General features: G+C 70.4%; 11 protein-coding genes. 6 read left to right on the plus strand and 5 right to left on the minus strand.

Annotated elements, in window-relative coordinates; genetic code table 11:
• Positions 1-41 precede the first annotated feature (41 nt).
• Positions 42-713 (minus strand): chemoreceptor glutamine deamidase CheD, encoded by a 672-nt coding sequence (gene cheD / locus ACQZ13_RS10540; RefSeq protein WP_088403685.1) that lies wholly within the window; start codon positions 711-713, stop codon positions 42-44.
• A 57-nt stretch (positions 714-770) separates the two neighbouring features.
• Positions 771-1,640, minus strand: coding sequence for a CheR family methyltransferase (locus tag ACQZ13_RS10545; RefSeq protein ID WP_431051670.1), 870 nt, complete (start codon positions 1,638-1,640; stop codon positions 771-773).
• 186 nt (positions 1,641-1,826) lie between these two features.
• On the opposite strand from ACQZ13_RS10545, the gene ACQZ13_RS10550 reads away from it, so the two are divergent.
• The 3 genes from ACQZ13_RS10550 to ACQZ13_RS10560 are packed head-to-tail and all read left to right on the plus strand — an operon-like array spanning position 1,827 to position 3,811.
• On the plus strand, positions 1,827-2,546 hold the full coding sequence (locus ACQZ13_RS10550; RefSeq protein ID WP_431051672.1) for a GGDEF domain-containing protein: 720 nt from the start codon (positions 1,827-1,829) through the stop codon (positions 2,544-2,546).
• Positions 2,543-3,355, plus strand: a complete 813-nt coding sequence (locus ACQZ13_RS10555; protein ID WP_088403687.1) for a MinD/ParA family protein — start codon at positions 2,543-2,545, stop codon at positions 3,353-3,355. Before ACQZ13_RS10550 ends, ACQZ13_RS10555 begins: the two co-directional genes overlap by 4 nt.
• Positions 3,356-3,385: 30 nt before the next feature.
• Positions 3,386-3,811 carry a group II truncated hemoglobin gene (locus tag ACQZ13_RS10560; RefSeq protein ID WP_297524383.1) on the plus strand — a complete coding sequence of 142 codons (426 nt, stop codon included), beginning with the start codon at positions 3,386-3,388 and terminating at the stop codon, positions 3,809-3,811.
• A 76-nt stretch (positions 3,812-3,887) separates the two neighbouring features.
• Here ACQZ13_RS10560 and ACQZ13_RS10565 read toward each other — a convergent pair whose 3' ends face one another.
• The 3 genes from ACQZ13_RS10565 to ACQZ13_RS10575 form a co-directional block, all read right to left on the minus strand.
• Positions 3,888-5,543, minus strand: a complete 1,656-nt coding sequence (locus ACQZ13_RS10565) for a lectin (protein ID WP_431051675.1) — start codon at positions 5,541-5,543, stop codon at positions 3,888-3,890.
• A gap of 100 nt (positions 5,544-5,643) precedes the next feature.
• Positions 5,644-7,572 (minus strand): ATP-binding protein, encoded by a 1,929-nt coding sequence (locus ACQZ13_RS10570; protein WP_431053187.1) that lies wholly within the window; start codon positions 7,570-7,572, stop codon positions 5,644-5,646.
• 119 nt (positions 7,573-7,691) lie between these two features.
• Positions 7,692-8,342: a response regulator gene (locus tag ACQZ13_RS10575; protein ID WP_431051677.1), complete on the minus strand. Its 651-nt coding sequence runs from the start codon at positions 8,340-8,342 to the stop codon at positions 7,692-7,694.
• A 279-nt stretch (positions 8,343-8,621) separates the two neighbouring features.
• On the opposite strand from ACQZ13_RS10575, the gene ACQZ13_RS10580 reads away from it, so the two are divergent.
• Genes ACQZ13_RS10580 through ACQZ13_RS10590 form a run of 3 tightly spaced genes read left to right on the plus strand, consistent with a single transcriptional unit; the run spans position 8,622 to position 19,938 of the window.
• Complete coding sequence (locus ACQZ13_RS10580) at positions 8,622-10,325, plus strand: ShlB/FhaC/HecB family hemolysin secretion/activation protein (protein ID WP_431051679.1); 1,704 nt, start codon at positions 8,622-8,624, stop codon at positions 10,323-10,325.
• 5 nt (positions 10,326-10,330) lie between these two features.
• Positions 10,331-18,571 carry a beta strand repeat-containing protein gene (locus ACQZ13_RS10585; protein WP_431051681.1) on the plus strand — a complete coding sequence of 2,747 codons (8,241 nt, stop codon included), beginning with the start codon at positions 10,331-10,333 and terminating at the stop codon, positions 18,569-18,571.
• A gap of 11 nt (positions 18,572-18,582) precedes the next feature.
• Complete coding sequence (locus ACQZ13_RS10590) at positions 18,583-19,938, plus strand: hypothetical protein (protein WP_431051683.1); 1,356 nt, start codon at positions 18,583-18,585, stop codon at positions 19,936-19,938.
• Positions 19,939-19,976 lie beyond the last annotated feature (38 nt).

Raw genomic sequence — 19,976 nt, forward strand, 5'->3', positions numbered from 1 at the left:
GTTGTCTCAGTGATGCGTCCTTGTCCGCATCCGTCTGCGTGTCAGAACAGGTCGATGGACCCGCCGGTGCTCGCCACCGGTTGCGCCTGCTGCGCCGCGGTCCGGTCCTGCTGCACCAGCGCGTCGGTGTTGGTCGGCGCCAGGCGCTTGACCATCGCCTTGCCGCTCTTAGGCAGGAAACACACCTTGCGCGGGTAGACGTCCATCACGTCCTTGGACACGATGGGGATGCGTTCCAGCTTCAGGAAGTCGATAACGAAGTTGGTGTTGCGCTCGCCGACGTTGATCGTGTTCATGCCGGCGATCACCGCGCCGCCGCCGAAGATCTTCGCTTCCATGCGGCTCTTGGAGGCGCCGCGCTTCATCATCTCGTTGATCAGCAGTTCCATCGCGAACGAGCCGTAGCGGCCCGAGTCCCCCTGGCCTTCGGGCAGCATGAAGTGGTTCATGCCGCCGATCTGCGCGTGGCGGTCCCACAGGCAGGCGGCGATGCACGAGCCCAGCGTGGTCATGACCAGGATGTCGTCGTTGTCGACGAAGTACTCGCCGGGCAGGACCTTGACCGCGGCGTTCTTGAAGTGCGCTTCGTAGAAGAAGAACGACGCCTCGCCGTTCTTGCGCGTCACCGACTTGAGCTGGGCCACGCGGGCCGCGCCGGCGCTGGCCAGCGCCGCGCTTTGCTGCATCGCGGAGGAGGCTGAGGGCAGGGTCATGGGGTGTCGCTGAATGAGGGTTCTTCGGATCGTCGTGCGGCGGATCGTTCGTGGCGATCAGCCGACACGCTCGTAGATCGTCTTGCCGCGCAGGCGGAAGAGATCGCGGGAATCGGTGAAGTTCTCGGAATGCCCGACGAACAGCAATCCGCCCGGACGCATCACCTTGTGGATGCGCTCCAGCACCTTGCGCTGCGTCGGGGCGTCGAAATAGATCATGACGTTGCGGCAGAACACGACGTGGAACGGGTCGCCCAGCGACCACGTGGTGTGCATCAGGTTCAGCGGCCGGAAGTCGATCATCTTGGCCAGCTCCGGGCGAACGCGGATGCGGCCCTCGTTGGCGCCGGTGCCGCGCAGGAAGAACTGCTTGAGCCGCTGCGGCGACAGGCCGCGCGACTCGGCCGCGTACACGCCCTTGCGGGCCGTGTTGAGCACGTTGGTGTCGATGTCGCTGGAGACGATCTGCACGCCGCTGCTGGCGCCCAGCGATTCCTGGCAGGTCATGGCGATGGAGTAGGGCTCCTCGCCGGTGGACGCCGCGCAGCACCAGATGCGGATCGGCTTGCCGGTCAGCGTCTTGAGGTCGTCGGTGAGCGACAGGAAGTGGTGGTCCTCGCGGAAGAACGAGGTCAGGTTGGTGGTCAGGCAGTTGACGAACTCCTGCCACTCCTGGTCGCCCTGCGGGCCGGTGACGCCCTCCAGCCACTGGAGGTAGTCGGCGAAGCTCTTGTGGCCGGTGTCGCGCAGGCGGCGCGAGAGCCGGCTGTAGACCATCGCATGCTTGCCGTCGTGCAGCGAGATGCCGGCGTGCTGGTAGATCAGCTGGCGGACCCGTTCGAAGTCGGCCTTGCTGAAGCTGAACTCATGATCGATCGCCTCCACCTGGGGCGGGACCGCGAGCGAAACCGGTTGACCTGGGCGCATGGGGCTGTTTGGTTTTATTCGAGGATGAGATGCCGTAGCACCGGGTGATCGCCATTGTCGACAATAGCTAGTTTGAGTGTGTTTGGTCCATTTGATGTGTGAAAGAGGTGGGGGGAACCCCTCTTTTCTGCGCGCTCATTTGGGGGGGAAGCCGCTAGACTGCCCTCGAAATTGCCCGAATCGACCTTGGACGCTCCGCAAAGTCTCATAGCAGCCCACAAGCTGCGCCTGGAACTGGCCCTGCAGCTGCTGCAACAGGCCGGGGCCATGCTGCCCGACGCCGAACCGTATTCGGAGCTGTGGCTGCAGGGCATCCTCGACGCCTTGTGCGATCTCTCCAGCAAGGACGCGTTGACCGGCCTGGTCAACCGCCGCAGCTTCGAGATGGCGCTGGCGCGCGAGGTCGACCGCGTGGCGCGCTCCGGGGAACCGGCGCTGCTGCTGATGCTGGACATCGACCACTTCAAGGCGGTCAACGACCAGCACGGCCACGCGGCCGGCGACCTGGTGATCCGCGCGGTCGCCCAGGCGATCGCGCAGACGGTGCGGCCGATGGACACGGTGGCGCGGATAGGCGGCGAAGAGTTCGCCATCATCCTGCCCAACTGCCCGACCTCGTTCGGGGTGACGGTCGCGGAACGCATCCGGCAGCGGGTGCAGGCCCTGGCGATCAGCGCCGGCGCCGGTCATCCGCCGCTGACCTGCACGATCAGCATCGGCGGGGCGTTCGCGCCCCAGTGGGTGCGGTCGTCGACATTGATCTGGACGGAAAGGGCGGATCGTCAGCTTTACCGTGCCAAGGCCGAAGGCCGCAACCGTGCCTGCCTCGAGAGCCATGTGGACTCGCTGGTGAGCGCCGAGGAAAAGGGCATGTTGTTCGCCGTAACGCAACAGGATAGTGAATGAGCAATACAACAGCTCCTGCTGCACCCCATGCCCGCGGAGGCGCTCGCACCTTGGCCGTCACGAGCGGCAAGGGCGGCGTGGGCAAGACCTTCGTCACCGCCAACCTGGCGGCGGCCCTGGCCGCGCGCGGCGAGCGCGTGCTGGTGCTGGATGCCGACCTCGGCCTGGCCAACCTGGACGTGGTGCTGAACCTGCACCCCAAGCTCACGCTGCACGACGTCTTCACCGAACGCTGCACCCTGGACCAGGCCATCCTGCCCGCGCCGGGCGGCTTCCACGTGCTGCTGGCGGGCTCGGGCATGGTCGAGTATTCGCGGCTGACGCCCGACGTGCGCGACAAGCTGCTGCACATCCTGGAGGTGGTGCGGCCGCGTTTCGACTACGTGCTGCTGGACACCGGTGCCGGCATCTCGGACGTGGTGCTGTTCTCGGTGTCGATGGCGCATGACGTGCTCGTCGTCGCGACGCCGGAACCCACCTCGCTGACGGACGCGTACGCCACGATCAAGGTGCTCGCCACCCAGCAGGAGCGCCGCCTGGTGCGCCTGGTGGTCAACCAGGCCAACCGGCCCGGCGAGGGCAAGCTGATCTGCGGCCAGCTGCAGCAGGTGCTGCAGCGTTTCGTCGGCCCGACGCCGGGCCAGACCTTCAAGCTGGAACTGCTGGGCGAGGTCAAGAACGACCCGATGGTCCGGCAGGCCGTGCTCAAGCGGCAGCTGCTGCTGGAACACTACCCCGGCTGCGACGCGGCGCAGGGGATTCGCGGGCTCGCGACCAAGGTGCTGGAATACTCCGCCGGACACGCTTGATACCGCCCGTTTCCCGTTCCTCGCGCCCTGATGACTGATTCCACCGAGACCGGTGCCGACGGCACGCCCGAGGCCGCCGCGCCCGCTACCCCTTTCGAGTGGGTGGGCGGCGAGGATGCGGTCCGTCGCCTCGTCGACCGCTTCTACGACCTGATGGACCTGGAGCCGCGTTTCGCGCAGCTGCGGGCCATCCACCCGACGACGCTGGACGGCTCGCGGGACAAGCTGTTCTGGTTCCTGTGCGGCTGGCTGGGCGGCCCCGACCACTTCGTCGAGCGCTTCGGCCATCCGCGCCTGCGCGCCCGCCACATGCCCTATCGCATCGGCATCGCCGAGCGCGACCAGTGGATGTCGGCGATGACGCAGGCGATGGCCGAGTGCGAACTCGACGTGGAACTGCAGCGGCGCCTGGCCGCCTCGTTCGCCAACACGGCGGACTGGATGCGCAACGTCTGACGCCAGACGTCCGAGTCAAGACCTCTGAGACGACACGTCGCGTCCCGCGACGTGTCTACGTCTCGACGAGCCGGCCTCAGCGCGCGGCGGTGATCCAGTCGAACTGTTCCCACGGGCCGATGGCCGTCCGGTTCGCGATCAGCGACGCGGCGCCGGCGTTCTCCGCCGTCACGTAGCGGTTGTTGGCGAGCGACTGCAGCGACACCGAGCCATTCGCGTTGCGGATCAGCTTGAACGATTCCCACGGCCCGATCGCGGTCCGGTTGGCGATCAGCGCGGAGCCGCCGCCGTTCTCGGCGCAGACCAGCTTGCCGTTCGCCCGCGCGCGCAGCGCGATGTTGCCGCTGCCGGCGTCCAGCAGCTCGAACTGCTCCCAGCCGCCGATGGCGTCGCGGTTGGCGATCAGCGGCGCGCCGCCGGCGTTCTCGGCGGTCACGTAGCGGTTGTTCACGCGAGCGCGCAGCGTCACCACCTGGGCGGTGGGCGGCGTCGTGCCGACCACGGGCGGCGTCGGGCGGGTGGGCGTCAGCGGCAGCTGGCCCTTGAGCATGCGGCCGCCGTCGTTGGTCAGGCGCAGGTAGTAGTCCGACGAGCAGGCGGTGCCGTCCTCGTCGAGCGCGAGGATGCCGGAGCCGGCGGGCACGAAGGCCGCGGTCTCGGCGGTCTTGGCGATCTGGTTGCCCTCGTTGTACTCGTCGAACATCGAGATGTAGAGGCCCTGCGAGCCCAGGCGGACCATGTTGTAGAACTGGCGCCACATGAAGTCGCCGTGCGCGCGCTGGCGCGCGCTCACGTCGCCGGGCAGCACGCAGGGCTGGTAGTCGATGCCGCGCGCGTTGCAGTCGGCCTGGTCGCCGAGGTTGACGTTCTGGTAGAACCAGTCGGACCCGGCCGCGTCGCCGATGCGGCCGACCATCCAGGGCGAGATCATGTTGAACGCGTGATAGACGTCCAGGTAGCCGGTGCGCGAATCGTTCTTGCCTTCGCGCCAGTAGGTGGGCACGCCGCCCATCACGTAGCAGCCCTGGCTCTTGAACCAGTTGATGACGTCCAGGCAGGCGGCGGCGGACCAGGGATGGTTGTCGTCGTTGAAGCCGAAGCCCCAGATGCCCACGACCGGCTTGCCGTTCTGCCGCGCGTAGGCCGAGGACGCCACGAGTGCGGACATCTTGTTCAGCCAGTCCGCCTTGATCTCGGGCTGCATGTTGCGCCAGCCGCTCACGTCGTACATGACGTAGAACTTGCGGCCGTAGGACTCGGCGGCGCTGCGCACCTTCAGGGCCATGGCGTCGCGGGTCGCGCCTTCGCCGCCGTTGGGGTTGAAGCGCTGCAGCGCGGCGGTGTCGCAGCCGTTCTGCTGCATCCAGCGGAAGTGGGTGTCGACGGTGGACTGGTCGTAGGACGAGAACAACGTCGCCGGGCCGCCGTTGCCGAGCCGGGAGAAGGCCGTGGCGTAGCCGGCGGCGTACTCGCGCATGTCGGGCCATGAGACGATCGCGCGATTGGTCGGGGAGGGCGTGCGGCTCCAGTCCTGCGCCCAGTGCCACCAGCCGTTGATGGGCGCGTTGTCCCCGGCGCAGGCGAACCAGCCCTGGTAGCCCACGGTGATCTTGCCGACCACGTCGCCGATCGGACTGGCGGCGACGGCGTTCGACAAGGGCAGTGTGGACGCGGCGGCGGCGCCGGCAGCGGCGGCAGCGCTGCCGAGGAAGGTACGACGGGACAAGGTCACGAGGAGTCTCCAACTGCGACACCGCGAGGGGGCGTCAAGGTGGAGGGCACTGTAGGCACGCGCTCCCGGAGCGCTTGTGTCGAGGTGCGTCGATCGGTGACTAGGTGGAGTGACCGATCTGCGGCGACGACGACGTCGACGACCCCAACGGCAGCCAGAGTCTGAAGCGCGTGCCCTGCGCGCCGGACTGCCAGTCCACACGCGCGCCGATGGCCGCCGCACGGCGCTGCTGGTTCTGCAGGCCGCGTCCGCCGCCGCGGGCCAGCGTGGCCGCCACGTCGAAGCCCTGGCCGTTGTCGACGATCTCGACGCACACGCCATCGTCCTGGGTCGAAGTACTCAGGCAGATCTCCGACGCGCGCGTGTGGCGCAGCACGTTGGCGATGCTCTCCTGGACGATGCGCATGATGTGCAGCGCGCTCGACGGTTCCAGCCATGGCAGCTGCGGCACTTCGCGCACATCCCAGCGCAAGGCGACGCCGCTGCCTTCCAGCCGCGGCTCCAGCCGGAAGCGCAGGGTGGCGAGCAGCAGCAGGAGGTCGGCCTCGACCGGCTCCATCGAATCGATGGTCAGCTTCAGGTCGTCGAGGCAGTCCTGCAGCACGCGCGCCACGTCGCGCTCGGGCAGCGCGCCGCGCTCGGCGCTGCGGATCGCGCCGATCAGCGCCGCGCCCAGACCGTCGTGCATGTCCTGCATCAGGCGCTGGCGCTCGTCGCTGACGGCCTGCCGGCGTTCGATCTCGCGCAGGCGGCGGTGGCTCTCGTCGAGCTCGGCCTCGCGCGCGGCCAGCCGCTCGGCCAGACTCGCGTTGAGGTCCTCGACGGTCGCGATCGCCTGCACATAACGGCGGTACATCAGCAGGCCGAAGACCGTCAGCGCCACGGCGTTGGCGTAGGCGCCGAGGTACCAGCCCTCGGGACTCACGACGTTGTTCTGCAGCGCCCAGTCCGACATGCCCAGCAGCACGCACGCGCCGATGCCCGCGGCCACGAGGCGGCCTTCGCGGGAGCTCTTCCACGCGGCGCGCGCGCCCGCGGTGCCGACCACGATGCCCATGCCGGCCACGACGAGGTAGAGCAGCGGCGTCACGCGCGGGGTGTTGGGCAGCAGGCCGGGCAGCGGCAGCGTCGCGATGCCGACCAGCACCGTCACCGTCACCAGCGCGCGCGTCATGCCGCGCATCGGCTGGCCGTGCAGCGAGCGCAGGAAGAAGTGGACGACGGTCACCAGCCAGAACAGCGAGTTGACGGTGAGCCAGGCGAAGGCGTCGTTGGCGATCGGGAGCGAGACGTAGAAATGCAGCCCGCGCAGGTAGGACGTCGCCGCGAGGTTGAAGAACAGCAGGTAGCCGGTCTCATGCGGGCGGCGGATCCAGACGAACAGCGCGAACACGCCGATCGCCGCGAAGCCCGCGCCGAGGATCGCCGGCAGCTCCAGCTGCAGCCAGGCGCGCAGGTGATAGCGGGCCCGCAGGGCGTCGACCGGTCCCAGCCACAGGCTGGAGACCGCCACCTGGCTGCGGCTGGTGTGTTCCAGGCGGATCAGGAACTCGCGCACCGGAGGGCCGTCCTCGGGCGGCTCCAGCGACACCCACAGCGGCGTGCGGGTGCTGTTCCACAACGGACCCTGTTCCTGGGCGCGATGGACGAGGTGGCCGTCGGCGTAGACGGCGATGGTGCCGTCGGTCTTGATGCGCGCGCCGTAGAGGCCCAGTTGGCCCGCGAGCAGGCCGCGCGCATGACCCGGCACGGACGGCACGCGCACGCGGAGCCAGGTCGTGCGCACGGCCGCGTCGCCTTCGCGCGCCGCCTCGGCCTGGCCCAGCAGCGCCACCGGCAAGGCCAGCGGCAGCGTCACCGGATGCCAGTCCTGCGGCAAGGCGTCGGCGTCCTGCGTCGCCGGCGGCGTGACGCGGCCGGCGCGTTCGGAGACCTGCCAGTCCGCTTCCGTCAGATGCAGCGCGGGGCTGAAGGCGCGGTCGACGAAGGCGCTGAGCGCCACCGCCGTAACCACCGCCGCCAGCACCAGCGAGACGAGCAGCACCAGCCACGCGATCGGGGATGGCCGTGGGGAAACGCGTAGAGAAACGCTGGGAGAGGCGTTTGGAGAAGCGCTTGAAGAATCGCTTGGGGGCAGGCGTGGCGGCGTCACTCCGGCAGCCATCCCTGCGAGCGCGCTTCGAAGATGGCTTCGGCCTTGGAGCTGACCTTCAGCTTGCCGTAGATGCGGCGCACGAAGCTGCGCACAGTGAACGGCGACAGGGTCATGAGGTCCGCGATCTCGGCGGTCGAGAAGCCTTTGGTGATCAGGGCGAGGACCTCGTTCTCGCGCGCGGACAGCGGCGAGGCTTCGGCCGGGACGGCGCGGGCGGCGTCCTGCCGGAAGCGCGACAGCACCTTCCTGGCGATGATGGGACTGATCGGGCTGCCGCCGGCGGCCAGGCTGCGGATCTCCTCGACGATGCGTGCCGGGGCGCTGTCCTTGAGCAGGTAGCCCGAGGCGCCGGCCTCGATCGAGCGGATCACGTGGGTCTCGTCGCCGAAGTTCGTGCTGACCATGATGTGGCAGGCGGGCCAGTCGCGCGCGGCGGCGCGGATGACGTCGATGCCCGAACCGTCGGGCAGTCCGAGGTCCACCAGCAGCACGTCGGCGGGCGGACCGGCGAGCAGCGCCAGGCCTTCGGCGCGCGTGACCGCGCGACCCGCCAGGCGCATGCCGGGCGAGTCTTCGACGACGCGGCAGAGGGCGTCGCCGAAGCCCGGATCGTCCTCGACCAGGATCACGTGGATGAGCGTCATGAACGCATCGTACGGAGAGCCGGCGGCGTCGGTGCCCGGAAGTGCCGAGGCGGGGGCGGTGGCGTGTGCGGTTTGCATCGGATGGCGATTGTCTGGCGCCCGCGGGGTGGCGGTGTAGTCCGTTCGTTCTACGCCTCGCGGGAGGGGCCGCGCCTACGATCGCGCCGCTGCCACGACAGCCTCCACGAGAGCCTCCCCGCGAGCCTCCACGAGAGAAGAACAACGAACAAGCATCACGAGGGATCGTCTGCGCACGCGGACGGTTCGAGGGAATCCCGCATGCGTCCTTTCCGTTCCGCCGTGTTCGGCGGCACCGCCCTGGCCTTGGCCGCCGGCGCGGCGCTGGCCCAGCAGAGTCCGCCGCCGCCGCTCGCGCCGCAGGTTACGCCGCGCGATCTGCGCCCGCCCGAGCCGGCGGCGTCCGCCGCGCCGCTGCCGGTGCCCGCGCCCAACGCGGTGCCGGCGCAGGCGCGCGACCTGCAGGTCAGCGTCGACGACGTACGCTTCAGCGACGGCTTCCCGGAGCTGGCCGCGGCGTCCGCGGCGCTGGCGGCGCCGCTGCGCGGTCAACGTCAGACGGTGGCCGCGTTCTATCAACTGGCCGATGCGGTCGAAGCGCTCTACCGCGAGGCCGGTTATCCGCTGGTGCGCGTGGTCGTGCCGCCGCAGCAGGTGAAGGACGGAGGCGTCTTCGAGCTGCGCGTGGTGGACGGCTACCTGGAGCGCATCGATGCCTCGGCGGTGCCTGAACGGGCACGCCGGGCCGTGGAGCAGGCGTTGGCCGGCCTGCTGGGGCGCCGGCACCTGCGAGGCGAGGCGCTGGAACGCGCGCTGACGTTGGCGGGTCGCGGTCCCGGCCTGCAGATGCGCAGCGCGCTGGGCGCGGGCAAGGAGGTCGGCGGCACGGTGCTGGTGCTCGAAGGTGAACACGCCGGATCGGCGATCACCGTCTCGGCGGACCGGCGCCTGAGCGAGTCGCTCGGTCCGTGGCAGACCACCGTCCAGCTTCGCCTGAACCAGGCGCTCGGCCGCGGCGAGCAGTTCTACACCTACGTCTCGGGCGGCAAGGACTGGGGCACCGCCCTGCGCGACGACGCGCCGCGGAGGGTGCTGGGCGGCGGCGCGATCCTGCCGCTGACGGCCGACGGCCTGAGCCTCAACCCCGAATTCACCGTGTCCGACACGCAGCCTCGCGCACCTGCCGGCGCGCTGCGCTCGCGCAGCCAGCTCGAACGCTACAGCCTGCGCCTGATCTATCCGCTGCTGCTGACGCGGGCGCAAGAACTGACCCTCACGGGCACCTTCGACGCGAGCCGACAGATCGACTCGCTGCCCGATTTCGACTTCGTCATGAGCGAGGACAAGCTGCGCGTCGGCCGGATCGCGGCGGACTACGTCCGCAACGGCGAGTCGACCCGGCTGCGCATGGGCGCGACGCTGTCGCGCGGCCTGCCCGGACTCGGCGCCCGCACCGCCGCCGACATCGCGGCGACCGGCATGCCGGTGTCGCGCTACGGCGCGCGACCCTTCTTCACGAAGCTGGAGCTCAACGCCAGCGCCGACGTCGAGCTGCCCTGGGGACTGGGCGCGCGCACGTCGGCGAAGCTGCAGAGCGCGCTCGGCCACGTGCTGCCCAGCGCCGAGCTGTTCACCCTGGACGGCGAGGACGCGCTGTCGACCTTCCGCTCCGGATCGATCTCGGACGACAACGGCTGGACGCTGCGCCAGGAGTTGTCGCGGGCCTGGACGCCGTCGATCGGCGGCGCGGGCCTGCAGCTGCAGCCCTACGTCTTCGCGGCGATGGGCCGGCCGTGGTCGGAATTCGCCGGCACGCAGGGGCACCGCCTGGCCGCCTCCGGCGGCGCGGGTCTGCGCACGCGCTGGCGCGGCGCCGAGCTTTCCATTGAAGCCGGCCGCCGCCGCTACCGCCCCTTCGGCCTGGACGAGTTCCAGGCGTTCGTGAAAGCGCAAGTCCAGTTCTGACGACCATGACACGCTCCCCGCACTCCTCCCGCGCTTCGGCGCAGACCCGCCCGCGCCTGACGGCGCTGACCGCCGCCATCCTGGCCGGCTTGATGCCGCTGGCCGGCGCGCAGACGGCGCCGGTTTCCGTCCTGCCGCGCGGCGGCAGCGTCAGCGCCGGTCAGGCCACGATCGGCACGCCGAACGGCAACCGCCTCGACATCCAGCAGAACTCGCAGCGCGCGGTGTTGCGTTGGGATTCGTTCTCCATCGGCGCGGGCGGCGTCGTCAACTTCAGTCAGCCCAACGCGCAGGCGGCGACGTTGAACGTGATCACCGGCCCGCTGGGCTCGGAGATCGCCGGCACGTTGAAGGCCAACGGCAGCGTCTTCCTGATCAACCCGCAAGGCATCGCGATCACGGCGACCGGCCTTGTCGACACGCGCGCGGGCTTCGTCGCCTCGACGTTGGGCCTGTCGGACGACGACTTCATGGCGGGACGGCTGCGCTTCAACGGCCGCGGCGGCAACGTGCTCAACCAGGGACGCATCGTCACGGGCGAGGGCGGTCAGGTCGCGCTGCTCGGCGGGCGGGTCGAGAACGACGGGCTGATCCTCGCGCCGCTCGGCAAGGTGGCGCTGGGCAGCGCCTCCGCCGCGACGCTGGACTTCTCCGGCGACGGTTTCCTGCAGGTGATGCTGCCGGCCGACGCCGTGGACGGCGACAGCCGCCCGTTGATCGGGAACGGCGGCCGCATCGAGGCCGGCATGGTCGCGCTGCGCGCGTCGACCGTGCGCGAAGCCTTGCGCGAGGCGATCCACCTGCCGGGCACGATCCGCGCGACGACGCTCTCCGGCGTCGATGGGTCCATCGTGCTCGACGGCGGGGCCGGCGGCACGGTGCATGTCAGCGGCACGCTGGATGCGTCGTCGGCGACGGCCGGCGGCGGGCGCATCGACGTCACCGGGCACGACGTGGCCCTCGCCGGCGCGACGCTCGATGCGAGCGGCGCGACACGCGGCGGTCTCGTGCGCGTCGGCGGCGCGTTCCAGGGCGGACGCGCGGACGCCGCGCTGGCGGACACCGACGGACGCTACCTCGGCCGCTTCGGCGTGCTGCCGGTGCTGGCGGCAGCCAACCGCGTGGGCATCGATGCGGACAGCCGCATCGACGTCTCCGCACGTGGTGCGCAAGGTCTCGGCGGTACGGCGATCGTGTGGAGCACGAGCGCCACCCGCATGCTGGGTCGACTCGACGCTCACGGCGCGGCCGCGGGCGGCGCGGTGGAGATCTCGTCCGCGTCCACGGTGCAGGCGGTGGCGCTGGACCGCCTGCTGCTGGGCCGAGGCGCACGGCTGCTGCTGGACCCGCAGGACATCGTCATCGGCGACGCGGCGGCCGCCACGCCGCCCGGCGACATCGGCTTCAACGACAACCCCGGCGGGACGACGACGCTGAACTCCGGCGACCTCGCGTCGCTGCTGGGCGCGGGCGTCGACGTGCGCCTGCAGGCCAGCCAGGACATCACCTGGTCGACCTTCTTCACCGGCGTGTCGCGCGGTCCCGGCGGCGCGGCCGCGGGCGACCTGACGCTGGCGGCGGGCCGCTCGGTCGTGCTCAGCGGCGCCTTCAGCAACGGCGGCGGCCACTGGACGATCACCGCCAACGACACGGCGGCCCACGGCGTCATCGATGCGGAACGCGGCGCCGGGCTGGCCTCGCTCGATCTGCGCAACGCGAACTTCATCACCGACAACGGTCCGCTGACGCTGCTGCTGGCCGACGGCGCCGGCAACACCGAGCGCAGCGCCGGGTCGCTGCGCCTGGGCGCCTTCGCGGGCGAGTCGCTGTCGGCGACGGTGATGCCGACGGCGAGTTCCGGCGTCGGGATGCCGGTGGAGATCGTCCTCGGCGGCAACATCTCGGTCGCCGGTTCGGCGACGCTGAGCGGCGCGCTGAAGGTCAGCGGCGCGAGCCGGATCGATGGCCATGCCGTCGACTGGACCACCGAGGCCACCGACAGCATCGTGGGCGAGGGCGTGTTCCGCTTCGTCGAGGACGGTGTCGTGACGCGCCTGGCGCGGCTGGGCGGCGTCGACGCGACGCGGGTGGCGCTGGGCAACAACGTCGGCGGCGCGGTCACTCGCGTCTACGGCGATGCCGATCCGGACGCCGAGCACCTCGGCCGCGCACCGGTGCATCAGGTGGGCGGTCCGGCGGCGACGCTGGATGGGCTGTTCATGCCCGGCTCACTGACGGTCAGCGGCCCCGGTGTCACGGCCAACGCGGGCAGCGGCACGCTGACGCTGTCGGGTACGGGCGCGGCGGCGTTCGATCCGTCGGTCCTCGGCAACTTCTTCGTCGACATGCGCAGCGCGACGATGCCGCTGACGATCACGCGCCGCACGCTGACGCCGACGGTTTCCGCCGGCAACTACGTCTACGGCGCACCGGCATCGGTCGTGAGCCTGGCCGGCATCGTCAACGGCGACAGCGTCGCGCCCATCGCCACGCTGGGCGGGCAGGGCGGCGTCGCGATGACCGCCAACGGCGGCGGCTACGGCTTCGGCGAGCGCGTCGGTGCCGGTGGCTGGAACTTCTCGCTGACGGGCCTCGGTGGCACAGCGGCGTCCAACTACGCCATCGATCTGAGCGGCAGCGTGAGCGCGTCCCTCACCATCGCGCCCAAGCCGGTGAGCTTCTTCGTCGGCAACGCGGCGCAGACCTACGGCACTGCGTCGGCGCTGCCGATCTCGGTGCTCGCCGGTGTGCTCTCCGGCGACGACGTGAACGGCGTCGTGGGCCTGAGCTCGGGCGGCTCGTCCGTCTTGGCGAGCGCGCGTCTCGCAGCGGGCAGCTATGCAGCCTCCGTGACGACGCTGGCCGGCGCCGCGGCGTCGAACTACGTGCTCGCCGTCAGCGGCAACACCGACGGCGTGTTCCGCGTCGATCCCAAGGCGCTCACCTGGTCGGTGGCCGATGCCGGCAGCACCTACGGCACGCTGGCCACGCTCGGCGTCGCGACGCTGGGCGGGGTGCTCGCGGGCGACGTCGTGACCGGCACCGTCGCGGCAAGCGCCGACGGCAGCACGCCGTTCACCCTGGCCGCCAACACGCGCGCCGGCAACTATGCCGAGATCGTGACCGGCCTGGGCGGCGCCCAGGCGGGCAACTACACACTGGCCGTCGGCGGCAACGCGACGGGACGTCTCGTCGTCGCGCCCAAGACGATCACCTACGTCGGCGGCAGCATCGACCAGATCTACGGTCAGACGCTGCAGACGCCCGGGCTCGTCGGTCTGCTCGCCGGAGATACCGTCGTCGGCACGCAGCGCTTCGACGTCGTCGAGCCGCGCGTGGGAATCGGCAGTTCCTCGGCATGGCCGGTCGGGCACTACGTCACCAGCGTCGCCGGCCTTACCGGTGCCGACGCCGGCAACTACGTCCTCGCCGTCAGCGGCAACTCGGCGCTCGACATCACCGTCAAGCCCAAGCCGCTGACCTATGTCGCGACCGGCGGCGGCAATGTCTACGGGTCCTCGCCGCTCGCCGGCGGGCCTGTGCTGAGCGGCATCGTCGGCGCGGACCAGGTCGAGGCCCTCCCGACGGTCGACATCGGCGGCAGTCCGCAATTCCTGGGGGCGACCACGCGTGCCGGCACCTACACCTTTGGCGCGACGACCGCTTCGCTGAACGGCGCGGCTGCCGGCAACTACGTGATCGCGGCCAGCGGCAACACGCCGGCCAGCTGGATCGTCTCTCCCAAGCCGCTGACCTGGAGCGTGTCCGCGGGCAACGCGATCTACGGCGACGTGCCCACCGTCGCGGGCAACGGCACCTCGCTCTCCGGCGTGCTGCCGGGTGACAGCGTCGGTGCGGTGCTGGCGGCGCTGGACGGCGGCGGCGCCGTCGTGGCGCGGCCGAGCGTGGGCGGCACCTGGTGGGCGGGTGTCAACGCGCTCACCGGCGCGGACGCGGGCAACTACACGCTGGCCGGCAGCGGCAACGCCGTCGGCGCGCTGACCGTGACGCCGCGGCCGGTGAGCTTCTCGACGGCCAGTGCGAACTCGGTCTACGGCAACCTCGCCACCCTGGGCGCGGTGACGCTGGGCAACGTGCTCGCGGGCGACTCGGTCGGCTACTCGACGGCGCTGCTGTCCGGCGCCACGCCGGTCGCGCTGACGGATCGCACGCATGCCGGCGTCTACGTCGAGGCGGTCACCGCCATCACCGGCAACCCGAACTACGTGCTGGCCACGAACGGCAACTCGGCCGGCACCTTGACCGTTCAGCCGCGTCCGATCAGCTACATCGCGCAGGATGCGTCGGGCACATACGGCACGGCGCCGACCCTCGGTGCCGCGTCGCTGCTGGGCGTGCTGTCCGGCGACGCGGTGAGCGCCGGCCCCGCCGTGCTGACGGCCACGGGCGCCGCGCCGACCGATCGGACGAACGCGGGCCACTGGACGCTGGGCCTGCGCAGCCTGACCGGCGCGGACGCGTCCAACTACGTGGCGACGGACGTGGGCTCGACGACGGCCACGCTGACCGTCGCGCCCAAGGTGGTGACCGTCACCGTGGACGGCTACTTCCAGAACGTCCGTTACAGCACGATCGCGCCGGACGGCTCGTTCTCCACCTTCAATCCGAGCTACGGCATGGTCAGCTCGGACCTGCCGATCGCCCGGGGTTCCGTCAGCGGCCTGTTGTCGGGCGACCAGGTCTCGGTCGTCACGAGCGTGTCGCCGATGACGCGATCGAGCAGCGGCGCGCTCAACGTCGGCACCTACACGATGACCGGCACCGGCCTGACCGGCGCCGACGCGGGCAACTACGTGATGGCCGGCAGCGGCAACCGGGGAGCGACGCTCACCGTGAGCCCGATCGCGATCACCGGCACCGCCTGGCTGCAGGGGCCGAACGGCCTCGTCAACCTCTCCACCTACGGCAGCTCGGACCTGTACAGCTTCCGGTCCGCGTTGTCGAACGAGCTGCGGCCGGGCGACCAGGTCTCCGTCGACGCCTGGTTGACGACGCCGGCCGGCAACGTGACGACCGCGCCCGCGCGACTGCCGGTGGGCAGCTACGCCACCAGCGGCGTGCTGCAGGGTGCCGACGCCGGCAACTACACGATGCGGCCGTCGTTCGGCGCCTTCGTCGTGCAGCCCAAGCCGGTCACCGTCACGACGCCCGACACGACGTCCACCTACGGCGACGTGCCGCGGATGCCGACCAGCATCGTCAATGGCGTGCTGTCGGGCGACCAGGTCGGCGCGCTGACCAGCCTCTTCGATCCGGTGAGCCTGTGGGAACGGACGCCGTCGGGCCGCTATCCGGTCCGTGTCGACGGCCTGGGCGGCGCGGACGCCTCGAACTACGTGATCGCGCCCGGCAACCTGATCGTGCCGGGCCTGCCCGCGTCCAACACGGGCTACATCAACGTCCTGAAGCGCGAGATCGGCCGATCGCTCGACAGCGGCAGCCTCGACATCATCTACGGCGGCGGCCTGCCCGCACTGCATCTGACCACCGGGATCCTCCCGGGCGACGAGGTCAACCTGGGCACGGTGGCGGTCGCCACGCAACTGCAGGGACGGAGCGTCGGTCCCGGCTACGAGTACGCGATCGACGACAAGCTCAACGTCGGCAGCTACCTCTACGTTGCGCGACTCTCGGGCCGCGACGCGGCGAACTACTTCACCGCCAGCGGATCCACCGGCATCGCGGTGATCACCGTCGCGCCCAAGCCGGTCACCGTCTCCATCGACGCGATCAACACCATCTACGGCACCTACGTTGCGCCGACGGTGTCGGTGTCGGGATTGATCCGCAACGATGCGCTGTGGGTCAAGCCGGACTTCCACGTCGTCAACAACGCGGGCGAGATCAGCTACGGCGATCGCACCGCCGCCGGCGACTATCTGCAGGTCGTGCTCGGCCTGCGGCAGGAAGGCCGCCAGGACTCGCTCATCGATTTCAGCCGAAACTATCGATTCGTCTCCACGAACGGCGCGACGGCGCCGCTGAGCATCGCCCGCAAGGCGCTGGGGTTCACGCCCGCGACCGCCGCGAGCATCTACGGCAACGTGGCGACGCTGGGCGTGCTGACGGGCGTGCTGTCGGGGGACGACGTGGGTGTGCGTGTCGATGCGGGCGGCAAGCTCCAGAGCCTGCCCGCCGGCAAGGGCAACGACCCGTTGACCTATGCGCCGCGACTGGATGCCGGTGACTACGGCTGGACTGCTTCGTTGACCGGCGCGCAGTCGACGAACTACGTCGCATCGCCCATAGGCGGCACCTTGACGGTCGCGCCGCGGCCGATCACCTACGGCATCATCGCGACGGGCTACAACTACGGCGGGTACGTGTACAACTGCACCCGCAGCGGCTGCACGCCGTGGGGTCTCCCGGTCGGCGGCGGCGTGAACCTCGGCAGGCCGACCTTCGAGAACGTGCTGCCGGGCGACGAGGTCAACGGCACGGTCGGCCTGGTCGACTTCGCGGGCAACGCGCTGGCGGCGGAGCGTTTCACCCATGTGGGTCAGTACTTCAAGGTCGTGACCGGTCTGACCGGCGCGGCGGCGAAGAACTACCGCGTCGCCGACAGCGGCAGCCTGCCGGGCCTGCTGACCATCTCGCCGATGCAGCTGAGCTACAGCGTCACCAGCGCGATCTTCTTCAACGAGCTCGTCGGCACGCCGGGCATCGCCACGCTGCGCGGGCCGGACGGTCCCTTCAGCGGTCCGGACGTCCATCCGGTGGTCACCGCCTACGATCCGCAGGGCCGGCCCGTCAGCGACCTCAGCCATCTGGTGCCGGGTCGGTATGTCTTCCGCGTCACCGGCCTGACCGGCGCCGACGCGAAGGACTTCGAGATCATCAGCCCTTACTACGGCGGCTATCCCTACGTCACCAACGATCCCGGGACCCTGGATGTCTTCACGTCGGCGATGCTGGGCGGGAGCTTCAGCGACACCGCACAGCGGATCCCGACCATCCCGCCGTTGCCGCAGCCCGCGCCCACCGTGGTCGCACCGCCGCTGACCGGCTGGAGCAGCAACAAGACCGGTCAGATCGAGGACTTCGGCCGGAACATCACGGGCACCGGCACCGCCGGCGATGTGACGATCGGACCGCGCGGCGGCGCCGTCAGCGGCACGGCCAGCGGTGTCGTGGAGACCGGCGTGACGGTCGGCGGCGTCGACCTGTCGACGCAGGCCAGCGGCGAGGTCAGCGGCCTGGCCAAGTTCGGCATCACCGGCGTAAAGCTGGAGGCCAACGTCAACGGTCACGTCGACGTGACCATCACCAGCGGTCCCGGCTACGTCACTTTCGGCGCGCAGGGCGAGGCTTACGCGATCGGGAACCTGGGCCGCAACGGCCTGCAGATCGCCGCCGAGGCCCGTGCGGGCGCGACCGCGCAGACGGGCGTCAGCGGCAACATCAGCGGGCTGGGCGACGCGCGGCTGAGCACGACGGTCAGCACCTTCGTCTTCGCCCGCGCGGACGAGCAGTACACGGTCCGCGACGGCCGCGTGGTGCAGCGCTTCGACAACGCGGTCGGCGTCGGCTCCTCCGCCGGCATCGCCGCCGGGGTGTCGGGCAGCACCGGCTCGGTCGGCGGCGGCGCCACCGTCTACACGCCGGGCTCGATCGGCGGCACGTTCAACTACTCGATCGGCATCTCGGACGGCGCGATCAGCGTGTCGCTGGACCTGGGCGCGCAACTGGGCTTCGGCGGGCTTGGGCTGTCGCTGAACTTCTCGATCAACCCGATGGGTCTCGCGGAGGCGATGACCGACAACGTCGTGGGCCGCGCGGTGCTCGGCGTCTTCGGCCTGAATCACAGCGAGCCCGACAACCATTACTCGGCCGCCGATTCCAGGTATGCCGCGTCGATCACCGATGCGGCGGCGCGCTTCAAGTACCTGGACGAGAACTCCCGCTGGCGCGATCGGCCGTGGAACTACATGTTCGACGAAGGGGTTCGCAAGAACTGGGACAGCATGCAGGCCTTCTACAACAGCTACCGCTCGATGATCAGCCGCACGCAGGCGCTGATCAAGAAGGAGCAAGCCGACCAGGTCACGTTCCTGAACCTGCTCAAGACCGATCCGCAGGCCGCCATCGCCATGGCTCACAACACCGACTTCGCGGGTGCGAACCAGCGCGAGGAAGCGGCGCTGCGCGGCGAGGCGAACAGTTTCGGCGTGCAACTGGCCGTGGTGGACGGCAAGGTCACCTACGTCTCGCCGACCCGCCCTTGAGGATCATTCGAATGAACGTCTTCCGCCCCTCCCTCATGGCCCTCATGCCCCGCCTCTTCCGCCTCTCTCCTAACCAGCGCCAGCGGGTCGCCCTGGCTGGCATCGTCGCTGCAGCGGCGATGGCCTCGGTCGTTCCCCCGGCGCAGGCCGCCGACATGCCTTTTGAAATCTCGCTCACCGGCCAGCCGACCCGTTATCTCGTCGAGGGCCGTCCCTATGCGATCACCGGTCACGGCAGCGCGCACTTCGGCATGAGCCTTGCGGAGGTCCGCGCCGCAGTCGCGCGGGACTATCCCGAGACCGTGTCGCCGCCGCATGAATACGTCGATCCCGACAGCGGCGCCATCGACCTGACGTTGCGCGTCGCCGCGCTGCCGCGCGTGCCGGCGCCGACGCCGGTGCTGCTGCGCTACCGCTTCGGCGCGACGAGCGGACGTCTGGTCGCGGTCGACGTGGAATGGACCACCGACGGCCCGTCGACGCCCGCGCAGCGCGCTGGGCTGGTCGAGGCGGCCCGCGTCGTCGGCGCGACGATGGCCGGCTGGCGCTGGCCGCCGCTGGCGACGCGGCGCGGCCATCTGCTGCCGGATGGGACGCTGATCGTGTTCTCGGGCAAGGACTTCGAAGGCGCGGGCGCGGAGATTCGCTTGCTGGGCGCGGATGTTGACGTGGAAGCACGCGAGCGCACCGCGACTTCGCCGGCGCGGGCGCGCGAGCACCGCGTCGCCTCGCCGGGCCCGTCGCAGCTGCGTCTGCGGGTCGTGGCGAATGTCGACCGGCCCGATCCCTATCCGGCGATGGATCCCGCGTCGGCGGCCGCATCGACGGCGGCTGCGGGCGCGTACCGCGTCTCGGGCTTCCGCTCGGCGCTCTTCGGCATGGATGAGGCCAACCTGCGCGGCGCCATCCAGCGCGATTTCAAGGCGGCCCCGGAGGCGATCCGCGTCGTCGAGGACCCGAAGGCGGGCAAGCGCGCGCTGGTGCTGCGGCTCGACCAGCTGGAACCCGGCCCGGTGCCGGCGACCGTGACCTACATCCTGGACCAGGCCTCGGGCCGGCTGACCCACGTCAACGTGGTGTGGACGACCGATGCCGCCCCCGACGACGCGCTGCGCCTGCGCATGGCGGACGCGGGCGGGCAACTGGCCCGCGCGTTCCAGCAACTGGGCTGGCGGCCCGGCACGACCGTCTCGAAGATGGATGCCGATAACCGTCAGGCGCTGCTGTTCGCCGGCGTCGACGCGCAGGGCGGGGCGCTGGAACTGCGGATCTCCGGGGTGCCGATGCAGCGCGCGGGACAGGCGCCGGTGGTGCCGGAAGGCCCCGCCGTACTGCGGGCGGCGTTCTACGCCAACACCACAAAATGATGTAAACGGTGTCTCCAGCGTGCATATCTGACACTGCC

The sequence above is a fragment of the Roseateles sp. L2-2 genome, from assembly GCF_050613215.1.
Classification (GTDB): Bacteria; Pseudomonadota; Gammaproteobacteria; order Burkholderiales; family Burkholderiaceae_C; genus Roseateles; species Roseateles noduli.